Genomic DNA, 21,467 nt, shown 5'->3' with positions numbered 1-21,467 from the left:
TGCACCCCTACTCTCTTGCATTGCAGAGTGTGAGAGCAAAAAGAATCTCATTACTCTTTTCTTCAAGCACCTTTTTGGCTTCAAGCAAACTTGTTCCTGTAGTGAGAATATCATCAAAGATGATTAAATCTTTGCACCCCTTAAGAGAAGTATCAAACCCTTTGGGATGATCTTGGCGATACTTGAGTGTTTTTCCAGCATAACTCACCTTATTCTTAGCTAAAAGCTCTCCATAAATAGGCCTAATCCCACATTTTTTAAAAGTATGCAAAAAAATTCCATTATGTGAATATCCCCTTTTAATACAATCATCTATCCCCACACCCCAAGCTTGGAGAGAGAAATTCTCCCTAAAATATTCTTGTGCAAGATTGCATAAGATTTGATAAACCCTAGAGCCAATGGGGGTATATTTATAATAAAGTAAGGTTTCAATCTCACTATAAGCAAAAAAACTATAAACTTTAAGATCTCCCAATAAACGAATTGTAGGTTTAAAAACAATACATTCTTGGCATTTCTTACAAATTATCCTTAAACTCCATGCTCCACACACTAAGCATTTCAACTCAATGCCTTTTTAATCCTTGTATGAATTTCCTCAATCTCCAAAGTTGCATCAATTCTCTCCAATCTTATGCCTAACTTTTGAGCTGCTAACACCATTCTATTTTGAATCTCAAGCAAATACTCTAACCCTCTAAGCTCAATATTATCTTGCTTTTTGGCCTGTAATCTTTTACTTAATTCTTCTTTTTGAAGCTCTAAGAGAATGACTAAATCTGGCTTTATATTTTGTGTCGCAAAGAGATTAAGAGCAATGCTTTGCTCAAAAGACAAGGTTTGAGCATAAGCAATCCCTGAAATTAAAGAGCGATCAGAGATAATAAACTCATTGCTATGGGGAAGTAAAACCTTATGGGTATGTTCTGCTCGATCTGATAAAAAAAGCAAAAATTCTGCCCGATCACTTAAGTGCATTTCACTCTCTAATAAAATCTCTCTCAACCTTTTGCCAAGCTCACTTCCTCCTGGTTCTAAAGTAAAAAATGCTTGAGGAAATGCTTTTTGAAGCAGTGAAATTTGCGTGCTTTTACCTGCAGTATCAATCCCTTCAATTGCTACATACATTTATAACCCTTTGCTTTGAGATATTCTACTACACCCCTAGGAACAAGATGGGAAATTTTTCCTCCATAGCTTAAAATATTTCTTACAATTGAGGAGCTCACAAAAGCATTTTGCAATGTTGGCATCAAGTATAATGTTTCAAGCTTAGGATTTAAAGATTGATTAGCATAACCCATTTGAAGCTCATATTCAAAATCACTCACAGCTCTTAACCCTCTTAAAATCACACTCGCCCCTTCCTTTTTGGCAAAATCAGCCAAAAGTGTATCAAAAGCTTGCACCCGCACTCTTGCTAAATCTTTTAAGCATAATTCTAAAATTTCACAACGTGCCTTAAGGGTAAATAGGGGAGATTTTGAAGTATTTTTTGCTACTGCGACAATCACCTCATCAAAAATTTCAATACTGCGATACAAAATATCAAAATGCCCATTTGTGAGTGGATCAAAAGTTCCTGGATAAATTGCAATTTTTCTCATTTCTTATCTTCCCATCTTTGATATAAACTATTTTGTATTCCCAATACATCTAGCCATTTTCCTACCAAAAAATCTTCCATCAACTCTAAGCTCTTAACCTCTGAATAATATCCTAAAACTGGAGGTGCGATAATGACCCCCAAAGAAGCAAGTTTACTCATATTCTCTAGAGCGATAGCAGAAAAAGGCATTTCTCTAGGGGCTAAAAGTAGAGTTTTTTTTTCTTTGAGCATCACAGCCGCACAACGCGAGATAAGATCATCACTCATTCCACAAGCAATCTTTGCTAAAGTATTCATACTTGTAGGAATAATTGCCATGGCATTAACTCCAAAACTCCCTGAAGCAATTCCTGCCCATATTTCACTCTCTTGATAGACTTTTATCCCCATATCTTCAATCTTTTTTTGTAGATCCTCTCCTCTTTCTTTAAATGCGACGATTTTGGCACTTTCTGAGAGAATAGCATAGCAGTGTTGAGTTTTTTGAACCTCCTTGAGGAATTTTAATGCCAAAGTTGTTGCACTTGCCCCACTGATAGCAATCACAAGCTTTTTCATAAAACCTCCCCCTTACCCTCAGCAATCACCTTGATTTTTAAATTTTTTTTACTTGTGGGGTTTCTTGCGGGAATCACTTCGCCCAAAGAACCACTCTTTAAAGCTTCTACTCTCATCTCAACCCTTACTCCCCCCTCTTGCAACACCACATCAATCATCCCTCCTTTTTCAATCAAGGTTCTAGGGGAGAGTTTATTGCGCGTGATGATTTGAGCTTTTTTGATAAAACCTTTAGCTTGAGAATTCATTAAATCTTCATACAATGCGGGCTCTTGTAAAAATCCTTTAAAAGCAATATTTTGTTTTTGGATATTGCTTGGGTTAAATATTTGACGTGAACGAATATCCTCACTGGCTAAATAGACTTCAATCTCCCCTACAATTTCACAGGCAAAAATAATCCCCCCCTCTTTGGGGGTGCTTTTTGCTAAAAATTCAAATTTTGACTTTTTAAGCACAGAGGGGGTAAGTAAGGCCTCAAAAGAAGTGTCTGAAGCCTTACTTAAGGGTTTGAGATAAATTGTTTTAATTTTAAGTGAAGGATAGGCCTGTAAAAAAAACTTTTTCACCTGCTTTTGAAGATTTGCAAATGCTTTTGGAGTTTGATAAATAAACTTTGTCATATCTTTTGTTGCCTCAAGTTTTATTCCATAACGTTTAAAAAGAGCAATAAGATCAGCAGAGGGAATTTCAAATTCAAAAGTATCTCCAAAGCGAGCAATAAAAAATCTTGGAGCATCAGCAATAAGATCATTAGAATAAATCTCATTGCCTTTGACTTTGTATTCTTCTTGCAAATTCACCCCAAAAGCAAAAAATACAAATAAAAAAAATAAAGACAATCTCATAATAATTCCAAAAATGAGGCAAGGATCATTCTCTCACTGCCCCCAAAACTTACCCTCACTTTCATCTCTTTGCCCTTCCCACTCACCTCAAGAACTCTTCCAATTCCAAAAATCTTATGCCTTACCATTGCACCTACACTCATAATCTCTCCTCCCAAAGAGAAGACTTCTTGACAATCATCACTTAAGAGATTAGATTCATAGAGAAATCTTGAGGGGGGTAGATTTGAGGCTTTTCCACGATAATAGCGGGTGTGTGCATAACTAAGATAAAGCTCTTTTTTAGCTCGTGTAAAGGCCACATAACCCAAACGCCTTTCCTCTTCCATATCTCCACTCTCGCCTAAAAGTGGGAAAAATCCATTTTCACACCCTATAACAAAAACATAATCAAACTCCAATCCCTTGCTTAGATGAATACTCATACAAGAGATACTATTGGACATTTCTTTATCTGCATCAGAGCTTAAAGAAAGCTCATTAAGAAAATCTTCTAAGCTCTTGCCCTCTTTTATTTCCTCTTTTAAAGAAGTAAAAAGCTCCTTAAGATTACTTCCCCTCTCTTCTCTCTCTGCTAAAGGATATTCATTTAAAATATTAATCCTTTGACTAAAAAAATCTTCAAATTTTTCAAAAGATTCCAAAAGAGCATCTTTAAGCTCAGCAATTAGAATAAAAAACTCTTTAAGAATCTTGTAGTTTTTCTCTCCAATACAAGACTTGCACTCATTTTCATTTGCAAAAAATTCACTGATTTTTCTTCCCCTTGCCCCTGCAAGAAGTTTTTCTTCAGAAGCTTTGCCAAAACCTCTTTTAGGACGATTAAGCACTCTGAGCAAAGAAAAATCATCATCAATATTGACCATCACTCTGAGATAGCTCACCACATCTTTAATCTCTGCTCTCTCATAAAATCTCACAGTGCCTATCATCTTATAAGGAAGCCTAGCCTTAAGCAATCCATCTTCCACACCCTTTGACATTCCATTAAGGCGGTAGAGAATGGCAATATCTCCAAACTCTACCCCCTCTTGATGCAGGGCTTTAATTTTCTTGCTGATTGCCTCCATCTCAATTCGATCACTCTTATAAGAATTGACCTGCACCTCTCTTCCACTCTCAAGCATTGGCTCTAGCACTTTTCCCAAACGTTCAGAATTCTTCTCAATGAGTGCATTAGCAACTTTTAAAATCTCAGGAGTAGAGCGATAGTTTTGCTCAAGTTTAATCATCTTGGCATCTCTAAAATCTTGGGTGAATTCTAAAATATTACGAATATCTGCACCCCTCCAACCATAAATACTCTGATCATCATCGCCTACAACACATAGATTTTGATGAGTACAAGTAAGAAGCTTTAAGATTTTGTATTGCAAGGGATTGGTGTCTTGATACTCATCAACCATAATGTAGGAATATTTTTTAGAATAATCTTGTGCTAAGGAGGGATTTTGTTCTAAAACTAAATAAGTCAGATAGAGTAAATCATCAAAATCTACAAGATTATTGCGCTTAAGATAGTCTTGGTATTGTTCATAAATTTTAGCTATTTGTCTCTCTTGAGTATCTGAAACATTTTGTAAAACTTCAGAAGGTGAGAGTGTGGCATTTTTATAAAATGAAATTGCACTCAAGAGTGTTGAGGTTGCAATCTTACTCTCAAAACTCTTGATAATCTTTTTTGCATCATCACTATCAATAAGCACAAAATTGCATTCTCTATCCAAATAAGAAATCGAGTGTTTTAAAAATAAAAGTCCAAATTTATGAAATGTGCAAAGTAGAGGAGGATTTTTTACTCCCATTCCCTCATTTCTTAGAAGTCCTATTGCCCTCTCTCTCATTTCTACACTTGCTTTATTGGTAAAGGTAAGGCATAAGATACTGCTAGGATCAATCCCCACCACACCAATAAGATAAGCTAGACGGGAAATAAGAGTTTTGGTTTTACCACTTCCCGCACCCGCAAGAAGCAATAATGCCCCATCAATATATTCAACTGCTTCTCTTTGTTTAGAGTTCAACCCTTCCAAAAAAATCACTTCTGCTCTGCCTCTAATAAATCACTTGAATCAATTTGAAAATCAAAAAACTCAGATCTAAAATTTTTATTTGCAATCCCATCAAAGAGCATTATTGCACTTTTAATATTCCCTGCTTGTTGATAAAGAAGCCCAAGTGCATAACGACTCTCTAAAGATGCAATAGAATCAAGCTTTGAGATCTGGAGCAGGGCTACAGCATTATTGTAATGCTCTGCGCCAATTGCACTCACTGCTCCTAAGAATTTCGTTCTTGCATCATCTTCTCCAAGATTATCAATCAATGTATTATAAGTTGCAAAAGCCTTTTCAAAATCTTGATGATAAATATAGGCTAAACCAAGGGCTTGCATTGTTCCATTAGGAGATTTATCCTCAGAAATAAGCCTGTTTTGCAATTCTTCAATTATATAAGAAAGACTTCCTGTAACAAAGGCTAAATAAATATAAAGCTCTCTCACTAATGCTCCGCCATAATAGAGTGAATGCAAGTTGGAGAAATTTCCCTCTCGAAAGTTTTGTGAGAAATTCAAAGAAATATCTTTAAGATTTTTTCCAAAGTTTTTAGAAATTTCATACAAGATATTTGTGACCAAGTCATTGGGTTGTATTTCTCTCAGTTTTGAAAAACATTCTATAAGTTTTGGGCCATCCACTCTCCCCATTGCACTCACTGCACCAAAGGCATAGTATATAGGGTGATTTGCCACTGTTACATTATTTGAAAAGCTCAAGAAAGAGGTTTTTCCGCTTTTACTGTATTCAAAAAGCTCAAATAAAAAAGTCTTCTCCTCATCATTTTTAAAATCAAGATTTGCAAAATCTACACTAATTGAACTCTCAATCCTTGAAGTATCCTGATAAACAAGCTGACCGCTCATCACTGCAAAGATTCCTGAGAGGATATCTTTATTATTAAGATAATAAGCCCTAGAGAAATACGTAAAGGCTTTTTCAAAATCTCCTAACTGGGCATAAATAAGCCCAATATCATAAAACAACACGGAGTGTTGAGAATAAGTTTTGGCATTTTTAAGGAAGATTTTTAATGCATTTCTTAAATCTCCATTGTAGATCTCCTTTAATCCATTAGCAATATCACGATTGATTTTTGAGATTGTTTTGCTTCGAATGTAAGAATCCGAGCTTTCATCAATTCTCCCTGCACCCCACTCAAAATTCCCCTCAGAGAGGATTCGAAACACTTCTTGACTATCAAAAACTTTATAAGGCGCATAATAAAATAAAATCTTATACTGCAATGATTGGCGGTGTTCAAATTTGCGATTCCAAAAAGTTTGTTGAGCAATATTAATATCAAATAAATCTTCATTTAATCCTGTTTTAATTTTAAAGGGCATCTTTTTTTCAAGAAAGGAATCTAATAGTCTTGCAGCCTCTGTATAATTTCTAAGTTTAAGATTGACTAGCTCAAGAGCATTAATCGCTTGAAGATCGCGAGGTTTGTTAAGAAGATATTCTTCAATCTTATCTCTTGCTTTCTGATAATCTCCATTACGTGCATACAGCATACCAAGAGCTAAGAAATCTTCCTTATTTGCAGACTTCTCTAAATGTTTTAATGCATTAACATCATCATTAAAAATAAGAAAAATCTTTGAAGCTAAGAGATTGTTTTGTTGTTCATAGTCTTGAGTATTAGGGTGAAGAAGAGGAGAGAGGCTTTCAAAATAATGTCTATTGTAATAAGAAGTTATCCCATAGAGATAAGAATAAAAAGGAGCATTTCTTGAATCAATTAATTTAGAGTTTGCAAGTTGCAAATAATCAGAAAATGCCTGCTGATTTCCAAGTTTATAAGCAACATAAGCAGCATTAATTGCAGAGAGTGATACATCATCCCCCCCATCAATTGCACGATTAAAAATTTCTTCTGCTTCTTTATAACGTCCTTCGACAATTTTAATCACACCAAGATTATAATTTGCCAAAGATTGAGAATACAGAGCAAGTTTATTAAAGATTTCTAATGCGTCCTCCACTCTTCCATTGTTATAAAGAATATTTGCTTTTGCAATCATCTCTGAGAGTTCATTATTAGGGGGAGAATAGACCAAATCTCTTTGCAAAAGTTGCCCTTCTTGCACCTTTTCTTCTGATTCTTTTGTTTCTTTTTCTAATTGGATTTGCACTTCTTTAGAAGTTAATCCCCCTGCTCTTGTATCTGCAATGAGGGTATAGAAAAGATAAAAAATAAAAAGTCCACCCAATAGAGCTAAAACTACATAAGAAGAAGTTCTATTTTCTTTAGTGTGAATATTTCGTTTAAAAAACTCTCCAATTGCTTTAATCATAGAGAAAAAACTATCTTTAAATTGCGTAACCTTCATCTTAGAGATACTTTCTTAAAACCTCGGGAATACTAATACTTCCATCTGCATTTTGATAATTTTCCATAATAGCAACAAGTGTTCTACCTACTGCAAGTGAAGAACCATTGAGCGTATGCACTAAGGCATTCTTCTTATTCTCTTTGTAGCGAATTTTTGCCCTTCTAGCTTGAAAATCTCGAGTATTGGATACAGAACTAATCTCACGATATTTTCCTTGACCTGGAAGCCACACTTCAATATCTACAGTATTGCTTGCACTAAATCCTAAATCTCCACCACAAAGCTGGATCATTCTATGAGGCAATCCAAGCTCTTTAAGAATTCCTGATGCAGTCTCTATCATATATTCTTGCATTGCCTCACTTTCATTAGGATGAGTGAGCGCAACAAGCTCAACTTTATCAAATTGATGTTGGCGAATCATTCCTCTTGTATCTCTCCCCGCACTTCCTGCTTCTTTTCTAAAACAGGGGGTGCAAGCTGTCATTTTAATCGGGAGATTTTCTACAGGAATAATCTCATCACTGTAAAGATTTGTGAGTGTAATCTCAGAGGTTGAAATTAAAAATAAATCATTCTCGCATTCACTCCCATCAAGCTCTTCAACTTTTGAGGTGATTTTAAACATATCCTCTTCAAATTTTGGAAGTTGCCCTGTCCCAAAAAGACAAGTTCGATTAACAATAACAGGTGTGGCAATAATTTCAAATCCTCTGCGCTGATTATAATCAAGCATAAAATTCATTAATGCCCTATTCAATCTTGCCCCCTCACCTCTAAGCACACTGAAACGACTTTTTGCAAGTTTTACTCCCGCCAAAAAATCAATCCAACCATTTTTTTGGGCTAATTCCCAATGCTCTTTTGGAGTGAAGTCAAATTCTCTAGGAGTAAGAATCTTTTTAAGCTCTATATTGTCATTTTCATCCTCACCCTCAGGAGTTTTCTCATCAGGAATATTAGGAATATTATGAAGTAAGGAGTAAAGAGCATTTTCAAGCTCATCAACACTTTGAGTAAGGATTTGTATATTTTGCTTATTGGCCTCTAGCTTCTCTTTAAGTTCTACAATGTTTTTTCCCTCTCTTTGATATTGGGCAAAGAGTTTAGAATTGGCATTTTGACTTGCTTGAAGTTCTTCAAGTTTTTGCTTATTCTCTTTATAAGCAAGTGCGCTTTCTTTAAGTTTTGCAAGAACAATACTGTCAACTTTTTTGATTCTGAGTTTTTGTGCAACTGCATCAAAATCTGCAATTAAGGCTTTAGTGTCAATCATTTTTTCCCCTTTAAAACATCTCTTTATTGATTGTAATAATCTTCTAGATTGGTGATGCTGTTTTTTATTATATCTTATCTCGCCCCAATACATATCTTTGGCTTTTTAAAGAAAAGAGAGCAAAATTTAAACAGGGCCAACACAAAAACCAAAAAAAGCTATAATACCAAAGTTCTGGGGCTGACTTGGCTTTCGACAGGAGCCAAATAACTTAGACTGCATGTCGGATGGCATTCCGTAATCCTGCCAGTTTAAAATTAAACGCAAACAACAAAAATTTTGCTCCAGCTTACGCAGCGGCGTAAGTCTTAACTAACCTTTCGGAGCCGATTGGGTAGATGATACTAGCTAATCTATCTAATCGTCATCTTAGCTAGTTGCTTCTGTATTCAACCTAGGGATACAGACTAAGAAAATAGGTTGCGATATAGGGTGTTTTGGGGGTTGAGCCTCTATGTTTAAGTTTTTCAACCCTATCTAAACATGTAGAGGTCTTTGTGGGTTTGGTTTTTGGACTGGGGTTCGATCCCCCACAGCTCCACCAAATGATGATTTTCTCCTTAAATCTCTTAAACATTATGAGAAAATATTCTCAAAGACATAAATCAACTAAGCAATCTATTGAATACAAATCCTTAATGACTTCAATTTGTGAAATTCCTTAAAGAATTTCTTTGCTTTTGAAGCAATAATAAAAAATCTTTTTGTGATATATTTTCACATCAAAAATCAAAATTTTTAATACAAAAAAATCTTAAGTATCGTTGCATATCGATATTTTATGAGTTGTAGGGTATAGCATAATTCTATAGCTCCATCAGTTTTGTATTCTCAATTCTTAATGGATAAAAATAATGAAACGCTTTATATTCTTAGCCATCTTGGCAGAAGCCTTTATCATCTATGCAAGTGTATTGGTTAAAGTTGTCAATCTCTCACCTATTATTGCAGGTTTTTATCGCATATTATTTGCCTTGCCTATCTTTATGCTCTTTGCTAATCGCAGACTGTTACAAGCCAAAGCAAAAGACATGCTTCTTATGCTAGGAGCTGGAGTATTTTTTGGTCTTGATCTTGTCTTTTTTAATCTTGCCTTACATAAAACAAGTATTGCCAATGTCAATCTTTTTGCCTCACTTGTATGCTTTATCCTCGTGCCTATTGGTGCAATCTTTTTTAAAGAAAAGATCCATCTCGATTTTATTTTGGGTTCGTTGATCTCTTTAGTAGGAGTATTTATTCTCATTAAAGGACGCGGTGGAGAGAGCGTAGCTACACCACTGGGAGATTTTTTGGCATTTTTAAGTATGGTGTGTTATGGAATCTTTCTCTCTCTTGTCTATGGATTACGTAAACGTTATGACACACTCACTTTGATGAGTTTTGCTTCTTTAGGCTCAATCATTGTTCTTTTAAGCATTGGCATTCCGATGGAGGGCTTTAGCACTCCTCAAGATTGGCATACCCTAGGAATGCTTATTGCCATTTCACTCTTTGGTCAAGTGCTTGGGCAAGGATGCTTTGGATATATTATGGGAAAACTAGATGCCCAAGTATCTTCTCTGATTTTACTTTTTACACCCATGATCGCTGGACTTATGGGGTATTTTCTACTAGGGGAAAAACTAGGGGTTTATGAGATTCTTGGAATGGTTATTATTGTTTTGGGAATATATATTGCAAAAATAAGAGAGAAGAAAAAGAAAAAATAAACTCTTATTCCTCCACTTTCCTATCCCCCATTTTGTTACTTTATCTTACTTTTATCTCTTAAGCTGATTGACTGTTTGAAGCATTGCATCTGCTGTTTGAATACTCTTTGAATTTGCCTCATAAGCTCTTTGTCCAGTAATAAGATCTGTCATTTCTTCTACAAGCTTAACATTGCTTAGCTCAATGAATCCTTGTCTAAGTTGTCCTAGACCATTTTGACCTGCCACTCCCGCGATGGCATCACCAGAGGCATTTGTGCTTGCATAGAGATTGTCTCCTAAAGAATGAAGACCTGCAGGATTAATGAAATTTACTATCTCAATTTGTCCAAGCACTGCAATATCCCCTTGATTACCCTGTAATGCACTTACAGTTCCATCAGTCCCGATACTAATTTGTGTAGTATCCTCAGGAATTGTAATCTCGGGAATAAGCCTATATCCATCAGAATTAACAAGCGCACCCGTAGAATCAATCTTAAAACTTCCGCTTCGAGTATATCCCACATTCCCATCAGGGAGTTGGATTTGAAAAAATCCTTTTCCAGCAATGGCAACATCAAGGTTATTATCCGTCTCCTTAAGACTTCCTTGGGAAAACATTTTTGCTACTGAAATGGGGCGGACACCAAGACCTACTTCAATCCCTGTAGGAGAAACTGTTGTATCACTCGTATTTGTCCCTGCATATTGCATTGTTTGATAAAGCAAATCACTAAATTCTGCTCTTTGTTTCTTATACCCAATCGTATTGACATTGGCAATATTATTTGAAGTGGTGTCAATCTGCATCTGCTGTCCCAACATTCCTGTTGTGGCTGTATGTAATGCTCTAATCATTTTTTACTCCTTATGCTCTGACTGCTAATTTTTGAATGGCTTCTGTGTTGAGATCATCCATATGGGTTTTCATCACTTTTTGATACATATCTACAAGTCGATTTGTTTCAATAAGACCTGTCATCTCAAGAACTGCATTGACATTACTTTTCTCTAAATACCCTTGTCGCAATACATCATCATTAAGTGAATATAAACTTCGATCTTTTGTCAAATCTTTACCCTTATACTCATAAAGCCCGTTACTTGTTTTACTCAAATACTCTGGACTTGCAAAAAACACAATCGCCACTGCACCCGCCTCAACAATCTCTCCATCTGCATTTCTAAAAGAAATTTTCCCACTAGGACTAAAAATGGGTTGCATTCTTTCATCAAGCGTGATTCCCCCCTCATGATCAATCCAATTGCGAGAAAGCACTTTAAATCCTTCTTTTGTGACTAAAGTTCCCTCTGCATCAAGATTAAAACTTCCATCTCGTGTATATCTTACGCCATTTGGGGTTTGGATTGCAAAATACGCATTTTCATTCTTGAGGGCAAAGTCAAGTACATTTCCTGTTTGCGATAACGCACCTAAACTTCTATCTGTATATTCCTCTGTCACCACAGGAACCTTATCCATTGCCCGATTCCAAAACTTAGCTGCCTCCCGTGTGTTATCTTCCAAAGGTAGCTCATCGCGAGTTTCTTTAAAAAGACGCTCAAAATCACCAATAGCCACATCATCCCTTTTATAGCCATTAGTATTAAGATTGGCAAGATTATTAGCAATCACATCAAGTCGATTAAACTGAGTGACCATCCCCCCTGTCGCACTATAATATCCGCTTTGCATTCCTTTGCTCCAAAAATAAATTTAGAGAATAACTAGCAAGAAATGTTCCAAAATAATAATCTTCTCCGTTTCAAAAAGAATGCATATAAGCCACCTTTCATTGACTATATATTTACAATATTTACCCCCCCCCCCCACAAAAAAATTAGATACAATATAAACTTCTTTAAAATTAGACTTAAAGGAATTAAAAAGTTTTGAAGGAGAAAGAATGAAAAAAGAATTAAAGAAAACCAGAAAAACTCTTGAAGGGGGGGGGGCAGAGTAAAAAATCCTCTACATTGCTTGTAAGCTTGGCACTAAGCTCATTTCTTCCTACTCTTGCATTTGCTACTATTCAAATTAATAGAAATCAGGTAGAAGAAATCTTTAACCAATCCACTATCACAATTGATCAAAACACAACGATTGGCTCTTTTGATGCTCGCTATAATGTGCAAACAAATGAGATGACAACAAAACTAAGCAAAGATATCACAATCAATAACATGGCGACTTTAGAGATATTTGCAACAAATACTACAGGTTATGGATATGTATTTGCAAGTAGTGTTAATGCAGGCACTCAGCGGAGTTGGACAGGAGGGACAATCAAGATTAATTTTCTTTCTAGTGGTTGGGGAGGGGTGGATTTAGCAAGAGGAGGGATTTTGACAGATGTGAAGGGAAAATTTGAAATCTCTTCAAATCTTGATTTTACATATAGAGAGGATGATGATCAAGCCACTTGGAGAACACTAGGGGTTTCTGCCATTGGATCACATGATAGCGGTGTTGTTAAACTCTTAGGTAATTATATAAAAATTAATACTATCGGTCATCCTATACATAATCAACAAAGAGGTATCATTGCTCTAATGGCTTCTCAAAATGGATCCATCTATCTCAATGCAAATGATGATGGAACAATTAAAAATAAAGATGCCATCATTCAAATAAAAGGATCCATCTCAACAGGTCTCAAAAGTTTAAATACAGAAGAGGGTTCAGGAAAGATCTATGCTCACTTCAGTGGCAAGGACTCTTATCTTATGGGAAATGTCTATGCAGGCCTTTATGGTGGAGAATCTCAGACAAATCTTTCTTTCTCCAACAATGCTCATATGATTGGAGATATTTATGCACTGGATAATAAAACTCACGACATTACTTTTGATAATGCCAATCTTACTGGAAAAGCAAGTTACTCGAGTAACAGTGGAGCCACTACTACACTTACCTTTAAGAACAATGCTCAATGGCTCATAACTGAGAATTCAAGGGTCACAAACCTCTCTTTAACTAACAATGGAAACACTCTTAATCTCGATCTTTATTCTGCCCCTAGGGTGCAAAACTCTTCAACTGTAACTAGAGGTACTTCTAACCCTAATAATAACCTTAGAACACTAGAAATTAAAAACCTCAAAGGTGATGAGGGAAGAGTGCTTCTTGGGATAGATGGCAATAAGAGTGATAGGCTTGAAATTGGGACCTTAGAAACTACAAATTTATATATCAGTGTTAAAGATGTCAATCTTACTCCAAGAAACTTTGATTCTAATCCTGAAGCTATCGTGCTTGTGAGTGCTGATAGTGTTAATAATGGTGTAGTGAGAGGAAGCATAAGAAAAGAGGGACTTAGCTATGTGACTACAACCTTAGAGCATCAAGTCAGTGAGAATCCTTCTACTCTCACTCCTAGTTCTACAACACCTCAAAGCAGAACTGCAAATAACACTCAAACCACTGCAGAGATTTGGAGTAAGGCAGAGGATGAAGGGAGTGCAAATTATGCCAATAAAAAACATCGTTGGGTTCTCTCTGGACTTAGCAGTGAAATCAATGAAGAGCTAGTCAATGAGAGTGGTTTTTTAATCTCCAATCCTTATAGAATGCTTATGATTGAGAGTAATAATCTGAATAAAAGAATGGGGGATTTAAGAGGGATTCCTTACAATCAAGGGGCATGGTTAAGAATCTTTAATGGGAGTGATAGCGGCGAGGGAGTGAAAAATCTCTATACCAATATCCAGCTAGGGTATGACTATGGCATTGGGGTTATAGGTGCAAAAAACTATAGTGGCGTAGCCTTCTCTACTTCAATGGTAAATATCTCTGCAAATCAATACAATGGCAAAGCCAACACTTATAGCCTTGCAGCTTATCATGCCTATATTGCTGATAGTGGCTTATATGTAGATACGATTGCAAAATATCTCTATATAGATCAAAAACTCGATCTCAATACAGACTCTCGCTCTAATTTTGGCAATCACGCACTCTCTTTGGGAGCAGAAGTGGGCTATAGGGCTTATATGGGGAAGAGTAATTTCTACTTTGAGCCCCAAGTAGAGCTTATAGGCGGGTTAATCCTTGGAGTAAAGGATATTAATCTAGGCATCATTCATGGACAATCTGTAAAGGGGGAGCTTAAAATGACAACGGCTCTGAATGCAAGAGTGGGAGTGGTGCAAGGTTATTCTCTTAAAACTCAAAATGGCTTGAGGGCTGATTTTAGACTAGGAGCTAATTTAGTGAATGAAACTGTGAGCGATAATACTCCTATTAGACTTTATGATGGGATTACAGAGGCTCAAAGAAATATTGGCAACAATATAAAGGCCGTGTTTAATGTCGGAACTAATCTTGTTCTTACAGAGCAATGGAGAATGTATATTGATGCTGAGAGAAGTTTTGGTGGAAGAAATAGAAATACAGACTATCAAGCCAATATTGGAGCGAGATTTAGCTTTGGGGATAAAATAACCTCATTGCCCAAACCTCAAAAAATACTCCCTCAAAAACTCGAAAATAATCAATAATTCACTAGGATAGGCAATCCCTATCCTAACAATGCACAAAGCATTATCGGGGGCGTGAGGGAAGCAACCTCGCCATTTAAACCCTCTGCCTCCTCAATAAAGAAACTTTAAAAATACAAAACCCATAAAAGCAATCAAAAAGAGTAGCTTTCAATTATTCCCTAAAAACTTTTTACAAACAAAAGTAAGAATCTTAAAAATAGCCTTGCAGGATTTTTGAATATCAAGTTTTTTGCGTATGGTTTTATCAAAGTAGCAAAGTTTCTCGCTTGGGTAAATTTAAAACCCTTATAATTTTACTTTGTCTGTTTAGGAGGTTGTATGGAAGAAACACTGAGTAATCTTCAAACTTATGGATATATTGCACTCTTTATTTATTCTATGGGTGGGGGTTTTATTGGCCTTGTAGCTGCAAGCATACTCTCTGCCCTTGGAAAGCTTGATCTCACTCTCTGTATTATCATTGCTTGTTGTGGAAATATTGTTGGAAGCACTCTTTTAGCCTATCTATCAAGATATCAAAAACAAGATTTTATGCGTTACCTTGCTAAACATAAACGCAAAATTGCCCTTGCCCATCTGTATCTTAGACGCTATGGGGTGGGACTGATTTTTATCAATAAATATATCTATGGTTTTAAGACTATTCTTCCTTTGGCTATTGGCCTCTCTTCTTATTCACTCAAAAAGTTTATACTCTTTAATGCTCTTGCTTGTATGTTTTGGGCTGTAGGGATTGGGATCTGTGCATACCTTCTAAGCGATTGGGTGAAAGATATATTTGAAAAACTCCAAAGCTATCCCTATGTGATGCCCGCTTTTCTAGTTATTTTAATAGGGGGGATTTATGCAATACTCAAAATTGGGGAGAGGAGAAAATAATTACTCCTCTTTAAGCCTTTGGACTTTGGCTCCAAGTCCAATCAATTTATTTTCTAAATTTTCATATCCTCGATCAAGATGATAAATTCTGTGAATATTTGTCTCCCCCTTAGCTACAAGCCCCGCAAGCACAAGTGCTGATGATGCTCGCAAATCTGTAGCCATCACATCTGCACCATTGAGCTCTACTCCTCCGCTAACATTAGCAGTATTTCCTCTTAAGGCAATATTTGCCCCTAATCTTTGAAGTTCACTGACATGCATAAAACGATTTTCAAATAGCCTCTCCTCAATACTGCTTACACCCTCACACATCATTGCTAGTGCCATAAATTGCGCCTGCATATCTGTAGGAAATGCAGGATATTCTGCAGTTCTAACCTCAAAAGCTTGCATTTTTTTTGCAGGAAGAAGTGTAAGAGAATCTTGTGTGCTATTAAAAGTAAAACCAATCTCTTCAAGTTTTTCAATGATGGCTTGAAGATGATGAGGAATAATAGAGGTGAGCGTAATAGAAGAATTTGTCATTGCACCTGCACAAAGATAAGTTCCTGCTTCAATCCTATCTGCAATCACACTGATAGGCTTCATGGCTAAAAGCTCCCTATCACTTCCTATAATTTCTAGCTCATTTGTGCCTATCCCTTGTATTTGCACACCTGCTTCTTGAAGAATTTGGCATAACTGGATGACTTCAGGTTCTTTAGCAGCATTGATAATTGTTGTTTTTCCCTTAGCAAGGGCTGCTGCCATAAGAACATTTTCAGTTCCCGTCACTGTAATTTTGTCAAAAACAATATTTGCCCCATTTAATCCTTGAGGAGCTTTAGCGACGATATAACCATTTTCTATAATCACCTCAGCCCCCATTTTTTCCATTGCCTTAATATGCAAATCCACAGGTCGCGCACCAATAGCACACCCCCCTGGAAGACTTACCTCACAATGTCCAAATCTAGCCAAAAGTGGTCCAAGCACAAGAATAGAAGCCCTCATCTTTCGCACAATATCATAGGTCGCTTTTGTTTCTTTTACTCCAAGCGTATCAATACAAATATGATTAGAAGAGAAGCGCTCATAATTTGCACCTAAGATCTCCAAAAGTTTAAGTAGAGTAATCACATCTGCAACATTGGGGAGATTAGTGATATCAACAGGATTTTTAGAAAGCAGTGTAGCGGTGAGAATGGGAAGTGCTGAATTTTTTGCTCCAGAAATCTCAACTTCTCCTTGAAGCTTTGAGCTTTGAGAAATGCGTAAAAAATCCATATTAATCCTTTTTTTTAAATTGTTTCATAAATTGGTGCAAGGCCTTATATTCATCCTTACTAAAAAAACGACTTTTTCCACAAGGCAAGGCATTAAGAGAGGCAAATCCATAGGAGATTCTCTTCAAATCCAATATTTCTCGTCCAAAGTGGGCAAAGAAGCGTCTAAGTTCTCGGTTTTTTCCCTCAGTGATGCACACTTTAATCTTAGAGTAGTTTCTTGTATTTTTGATCACAGCAAAATCAATAAAAGGTGCAAATTCCATTGAGGTGATAATGCTTTTTTGATGCCCTCCCTCTCTTGCATCCTCTAAAGTCATTCCCTCTTGCATTGCCTTCATCATCTCTTGAGTGATGCTTCCATTAAGTTTAAGCAAATATACTCTCTCTAACTCACTCTCCATAAGCTTTGTAGCTACTTTTTTACTATCTGTAAGAATAAGCAAACCCTCAGATGCATAATCCAATCTCCCTACTGGAATAAAATGAGAATATTGAGAGCTAAGTGAATGATAAATGGTTTTTCTGCCTCGATCATCTTTTTTACTTACAAGCTCACCTTTGGGTTTATGGTAGATAAGAAGAGTATAATTTTCTTCATCTTTGGGCTTAAGAAATTTTCCATCAATAAACACTCTCTCCCCTTCTTGTAAAACACTTATAGGGGTAGCTTTTCTTTTTTCAATATTTACCCTTCCCTCTAAGATCAGTCTATCTGCCTCACGGCGAGAATATTTACTATTATGGGAGATATATTGATTAAGCCTCATAGATCTACCCATTGGAGTTGTGAGAGCTTTCTTCTAGCCTCAGTGCTCACTTTTAGGTTTGAAGAAAAAAGATAGCTTTGATTATCTTCTTCAACAATAATTTTTAACTCACGTTCTCCTTGATATTTTTTCACCTCTTGGGCAATACTTTTAATGAAATTCTTATCGCTCTTTGAAGAGATGATAATTGCAAGAGGACAGGTAGGCTCATGAGTGCTTGCCAATATACTTTGAGGAGTTTCTTTAGAGGCTTGTAATTTTTGTTTTTTAGGTTTTGAGATTTTGACTTCTTTGGCTTCTTCAAGGCTAAGAATCTCTTTAATGGCAAGTTGATTCTTGCCCTCTCTTGTTTCAATACTGCATTTAAACACTAAGGGCTCTTTATTGTAATCCATCTTTTCAAAAGCTTCAAAAAGTTGGGAGAAAAGCATAAAAGTGACTTTCCCCCAACGATCCAAAATCTCAATACTTCCATAAGGATTTCCACTCTTTTTACTGATTCTTCTGACGCATTCAATCACTTTTCCTACAAGCAACAAACTTTCTCCATCTTTATATTCTGGAATTTCCACACTCTTTCCAATCCCTTTAATCTCATCAATTTGTGCCTTATAAGCATCAAGCGGATGTCCAGAAATATAAAGCCCCAAACATTCATATTCTCCTTCTAAAGATGCGCTCTCATCTACTGAAGTATGTGTATCAATAAAATTAAACTTCACTTCACTAGAGAGCTCATCTTCAAATCCTGCAAATAATGAAGCTTCTAAAGATTGAGAAAGTCGATTATTGTTACGTCCAGTCTCACAAATCTCATCAAGATGCTCTAACATACATGCACGACTGTATCCAAGATTGTCCAAACTTCCTGATTTAATTAATGGTTCTAATACACGCTTAGAGATTTTACTCCAATCTACTCTCCCTACAAAATCTTCCAAACTCTTAAATTCACCATTTTTCATTCTCTCATTGACAATATTTTCAATTGGAGCTTCTCCAACTCCTTTAATTGCACTCAAACCAAAGACAATTGCTTTGTGTTCACCTTCTCCATTCACACCAAAATCATTTTCTGAAAGATTGACATGAGGGGGTAAGATTTTTATTCCCATTGCTGTAACTTCATCAATATATTTAGCAACAGCTTCAACTTTACTTGTCTCGCTTGTAAGCATTGCTGCCATAAACTCATGTTCATAATAAGTTTTAAGATAGGCTGTTTGAAAAGTAACCATAGCATAAGCTGCAGAGTGAGATTTATTAAATCCATATCCTGCAAACTTAACAATAAGATCCCATAGTTCTCCTCCTTTTTCTCCATCAAAACCATTATTGATCGCCCCTTTGACAAAACTATCTTTAAGGCGATCCATCTCTTCTTTGATCTTTTTCCCCATTGCTCTTCGTACCAAATCTGCTCCACCCAGTGAAAAACCGCCAATAGTTTGAACAATTTGCATTACCTGCTCCTGATAGACAATCACACCATAGGTAGGCTTAAGAATTGGCTCAAGCTCGGGAAACATATATTCAATAGGCTTTAATCCATGCTTTCTATCAATAAAATCATCAAGCATTCCTGATTCCATTGGACCTGGGCGATAGAGTGCTAAAACCGCAATCACATCTTCAAATGTGCTTGGCTTTAAACGCTTGTTAAGATCTTGCATTCCCCCTGATTCAATTTGGAATAGCCCTAAAGTATTTCCACTTTGCATTGTCTCATATACCTTAGGATCTTCTATATTGACACTTAAAAAGTCAATCTCCTCTCCATAACGCTTTTTAATAAGCTTAAGCGCATCATCAATCACGGTTAAAGTTTTTAGTCCCAAGAAGTCAAATTTAATTAAATCCACAGGTTCTAGCCATTTCATAGAATACTGGGTAACACTTCCCCCATTTTTTGCCACAGCTAAAGGCGTTTTATACCAAAGCTCTCTTTCACTATCAATGACAATTGCTGCTGCATGCACCCCAGTATTTCGCTTAAAGTTTTCAAGCTTAAGTGAATATTCCCATACCTCTTTTGCAAGAGAATCGCTTTCTATCATTTCCCTAAGTTTTGGTTCTTTTTCATAAGCATCTTGGAGCGTGATTTTAAGCTCTTCAGGAACAAGTTTTGCCATCGCATCTGCATTTTTAAGTGGCATATCCAAAACTCTTGCAACATCTCTAATCACCCCCTTGGCTTTAAGCTCACCAAAGGTAACGACTTGAGCAACATTATATTTGCCATAAAGATTACTCACATACTCAATAATCTCCCCCCTTCTTCTTTGACAAAAATCCATATCAATATCGGGCATACTGACACGTTCAGGATTTAAAAACCTCTCAAAAAGAAGATCATATTTGATGGGATCGATATTTGTAATTTTTAAACAAAATGCCACCAAACTTCCCGCTGCACTCCCCCTTCCAGGACCAACAGGGATTCCATTTTTTTTAGCAAAATTCACAAAATCCCAAACAATAAGCATATAGCCTGGAAAATTCATTTTAGTGATAATTTCTATTTCTTGATTAAGTCTTTCTTCATAAAGACTATGTTTCTCTTGGGGTACAAGTTTTAATCTTTCTTTTAATCCCTCTCTACACTTATAAGCAAAATAATTTGCATCATCACTAAAATCCAAACCCTCATTTTTAGCGTATTGAGCTGTAAATCGAAATGAAGGAGGAGTAGCAGGGGTGAAATTTAAAATCTTCTCTCCACTCTCCTTATTGACAATCTCAGTATTTTTTAAGGGGAGAGTGAGATTACATTTCTCTACAATCTCTTGAGTATTTGCAAGAGCTTCAGGAATATCTGCAAACAAAACTGCCATTTCCTGTGGGGATTTAATATAAAACTCATTGACTGAATGTTTTAAGCGATCTTTGTCATTAAGAATTTTTCCCATAGCTACACACATTGCTACTTCTTGGGTTTTTGCATCATCTTGGGTGAGATAGTGTGAATCATTTGTTGCAATGATTTTAATCCCTGTTTCAAGTGAGAGCTTAATCAGAAGATTATCAATATGTTCTTGTTCTTGGATTCCGTGACGCATAATCTCTAAATAAAAATCATCACCAAAAATATCTTGATACTCCAATGCTGCTTCTTTAGCAAATGCATATCCATAGGCATTGTAAGGGCGATTCTTTTTTGCACCTGCATCTAATCGCTTAGGGTTGGTGCTATTAAGATGATAACTCACCTCACCTGCCAAACAAGCTGAAGAGCATACAAGTCCCTTACTATGCTCTCTTAGAAGTTTTTTATTAATTCTTGGATAATAATAAAAACCATTGATAAAAGCCTGTGAACTTAGGGCTAGAAGATTATGATACCCCTCAAGGTCTTTAGCATACAAACAAAGGTGATATCGCTGTTTGATTGATTTGTCACTGATATCTTCTTGATTGTGAATATAGGCCTCCATTCCGATGATAGGTTTGATGCCATTCTCTAGCATTACCGTATAAAACTCCATAGCTCCATACATATTGCCATGATCGGTCATTGCAACACTATCCATGCCTAATTCTTTAAGCTTCTTAGCAAGAAGCTTAATCTTATTTGCACCATCAAGGAGTGAGTATTCAGTATGCAAGTGTAAATGTGTAAATTTCATTCTTAACCCCTATTATCAAGTTGGTGCCATGATTTTA

The 21,467-nt window shown here is 36.2% G+C and carries 16 protein-coding genes and 1 other RNA gene; 4 read left to right on the top strand and 13 right to left on the bottom strand.

The annotated features are described in order from the left end of the window. Positions 1 to 7 precede the first annotated feature (7 nt). Genes CQA62_RS01240 through serS form a run of 8 tightly spaced genes read right to left on the bottom strand, consistent with a single transcriptional unit; the run spans position 8 to position 8,690 of the window. On the bottom strand, positions 8 to 568 hold the full coding sequence (locus CQA62_RS01240; RefSeq protein ID WP_104723916.1) for a transformation system protein: 561 nt from the start codon (positions 566 to 568) through the stop codon (positions 8 to 10). Continuing rightward, complete coding sequence (gene tmk, locus CQA62_RS01235; protein ID WP_104723914.1) at positions 565 to 1,131, bottom strand: dTMP kinase; 567 nt, start codon at positions 1,129 to 1,131, stop codon at positions 565 to 567. The genes CQA62_RS01240 and tmk overlap by 4 nt, the downstream gene beginning before the upstream one ends. Then, complete coding sequence (coaD, locus tag CQA62_RS01230; protein WP_104723912.1) at positions 1,122 to 1,610, bottom strand: pantetheine-phosphate adenylyltransferase; 489 nt, start codon at positions 1,608 to 1,610, stop codon at positions 1,122 to 1,124. The genes tmk and coaD overlap by 10 nt, the downstream gene beginning before the upstream one ends. Then, positions 1,607 to 2,170, bottom strand: coding sequence for a UbiX family flavin prenyltransferase (locus CQA62_RS01225; protein WP_104723910.1), 564 nt, complete (start codon positions 2,168 to 2,170; stop codon positions 1,607 to 1,609). Before CQA62_RS01225 ends, coaD begins: the two co-directional genes overlap by 4 nt. Then, complete coding sequence (gene flgA, locus CQA62_RS01220) at positions 2,167 to 3,018, bottom strand: flagellar basal body P-ring formation chaperone FlgA (protein WP_104723908.1); 852 nt, start codon at positions 3,016 to 3,018, stop codon at positions 2,167 to 2,169. Before flgA ends, CQA62_RS01225 begins: the two co-directional genes overlap by 4 nt. Beyond that, positions 3,015 to 5,060, bottom strand: a complete 2,046-nt coding sequence (locus CQA62_RS01215) for an ATP-dependent helicase (protein WP_197720396.1) — start codon at positions 5,058 to 5,060, stop codon at positions 3,015 to 3,017. The genes flgA and CQA62_RS01215 overlap by 4 nt, the downstream gene beginning before the upstream one ends. Next, complete coding sequence (locus CQA62_RS01210) at positions 5,057 to 7,411, bottom strand: tetratricopeptide repeat protein (protein ID WP_115585097.1); 2,355 nt, start codon at positions 7,409 to 7,411, stop codon at positions 5,057 to 5,059. Before CQA62_RS01210 ends, CQA62_RS01215 begins: the two co-directional genes overlap by 4 nt. Position 7,412: 1 nt before the next feature. Further along, positions 7,413 to 8,690, bottom strand: a complete 1,278-nt coding sequence (gene serS / locus CQA62_RS01205) for a serine--tRNA ligase (protein WP_104723902.1) — start codon at positions 8,688 to 8,690, stop codon at positions 7,413 to 7,415. A 176-nt stretch (positions 8,691 to 8,866) separates the two neighbouring features. On the opposite strand from serS, the gene ssrA reads away from it, so the two are divergent. Both ssrA and CQA62_RS01195 read left to right on the top strand, forming a co-directional pair. Continuing rightward, positions 8,867 to 9,234: a transfer-messenger RNA gene (gene ssrA / locus CQA62_RS01200) on the top strand. Positions 9,235 to 9,544: 310 nt separating this feature from the next. Then, positions 9,545 to 10,402 (top strand): DMT family transporter, encoded by an 858-nt coding sequence (locus CQA62_RS01195; RefSeq protein WP_104723900.1) that lies wholly within the window; start codon positions 9,545 to 9,547, stop codon positions 10,400 to 10,402. Positions 10,403 to 10,453: 51 nt separating this feature from the next. On the opposite strand, the gene flgG is transcribed toward CQA62_RS01195, so the two are convergent. Both flgG and CQA62_RS01185 read right to left on the bottom strand, forming a co-directional pair. Then, entirely contained in the window at positions 10,454 to 11,242 is a 789-nt protein-coding gene (gene flgG / locus CQA62_RS01190) for a flagellar basal-body rod protein FlgG (RefSeq protein WP_104723898.1), read from the bottom strand. Positions 11,243 to 11,252: 10 nt separating this feature from the next. Next, positions 11,253 to 12,080 carry a flagellar hook-basal body protein gene (locus tag CQA62_RS01185; protein WP_104723896.1) on the bottom strand — a complete coding sequence of 276 codons (828 nt, stop codon included), beginning with the start codon at positions 12,078 to 12,080 and terminating at the stop codon, positions 11,253 to 11,255. 245 nt (positions 12,081 to 12,325) lie between these two features. Here CQA62_RS01185 and CQA62_RS01180 point away from each other — a divergent pair, with 245 nt between their 5' ends. Together CQA62_RS01180 and CQA62_RS01175 are read left to right on the top strand one after the other, a co-directional pair. Continuing rightward, a complete protein-coding gene (locus CQA62_RS01180) occupies positions 12,326 to 14,884 on the top strand; it encodes an autotransporter outer membrane beta-barrel domain-containing protein (RefSeq protein WP_104723894.1) in 2,559 nt (852 codons plus the stop codon). A gap of 321 nt (positions 14,885 to 15,205) precedes the next feature. Next, on the top strand, positions 15,206 to 15,766 hold the full coding sequence (locus CQA62_RS01175; RefSeq protein ID WP_104723892.1) for a DedA family protein: 561 nt from the start codon (positions 15,206 to 15,208) through the stop codon (positions 15,764 to 15,766). Here CQA62_RS01175 and murA read toward each other — a convergent pair whose 3' ends face one another. The 3 genes from murA to dnaE are packed head-to-tail and all read right to left on the bottom strand — an operon-like array spanning position 15,767 to position 21,430. Then, positions 15,767 to 17,035: a UDP-N-acetylglucosamine 1-carboxyvinyltransferase gene (gene murA, locus CQA62_RS01170; RefSeq protein WP_104723890.1), complete on the bottom strand. Its 1,269-nt coding sequence runs from the start codon at positions 17,033 to 17,035 to the stop codon at positions 15,767 to 15,769. 1 nt (position 17,036) lies between these two features. Beyond that, on the bottom strand, positions 17,037 to 17,804 hold the full coding sequence (locus CQA62_RS01165; RefSeq protein ID WP_104723888.1) for a pseudouridine synthase: 768 nt from the start codon (positions 17,802 to 17,804) through the stop codon (positions 17,037 to 17,039). Beyond that, positions 17,801 to 21,430: a DNA polymerase III subunit alpha gene (gene dnaE, locus CQA62_RS01160; RefSeq protein WP_104723886.1), complete on the bottom strand. Its 3,630-nt coding sequence runs from the start codon at positions 21,428 to 21,430 to the stop codon at positions 17,801 to 17,803. The genes CQA62_RS01165 and dnaE overlap by 4 nt, the downstream gene beginning before the upstream one ends. Between the last annotated feature and the right edge of the window lie 37 nt (positions 21,431 to 21,467).

This window comes from Helicobacter cholecystus, assembly GCF_003364215.1.
Classification (GTDB): domain Bacteria; phylum Campylobacterota; class Campylobacteria; order Campylobacterales; family Helicobacteraceae; genus Helicobacter_G; species Helicobacter_G cholecystus.
The sequence above is the reverse complement of the archived record's forward strand: the minus strand, read 5'-3'. Positions and strand labels throughout refer to the sequence as shown.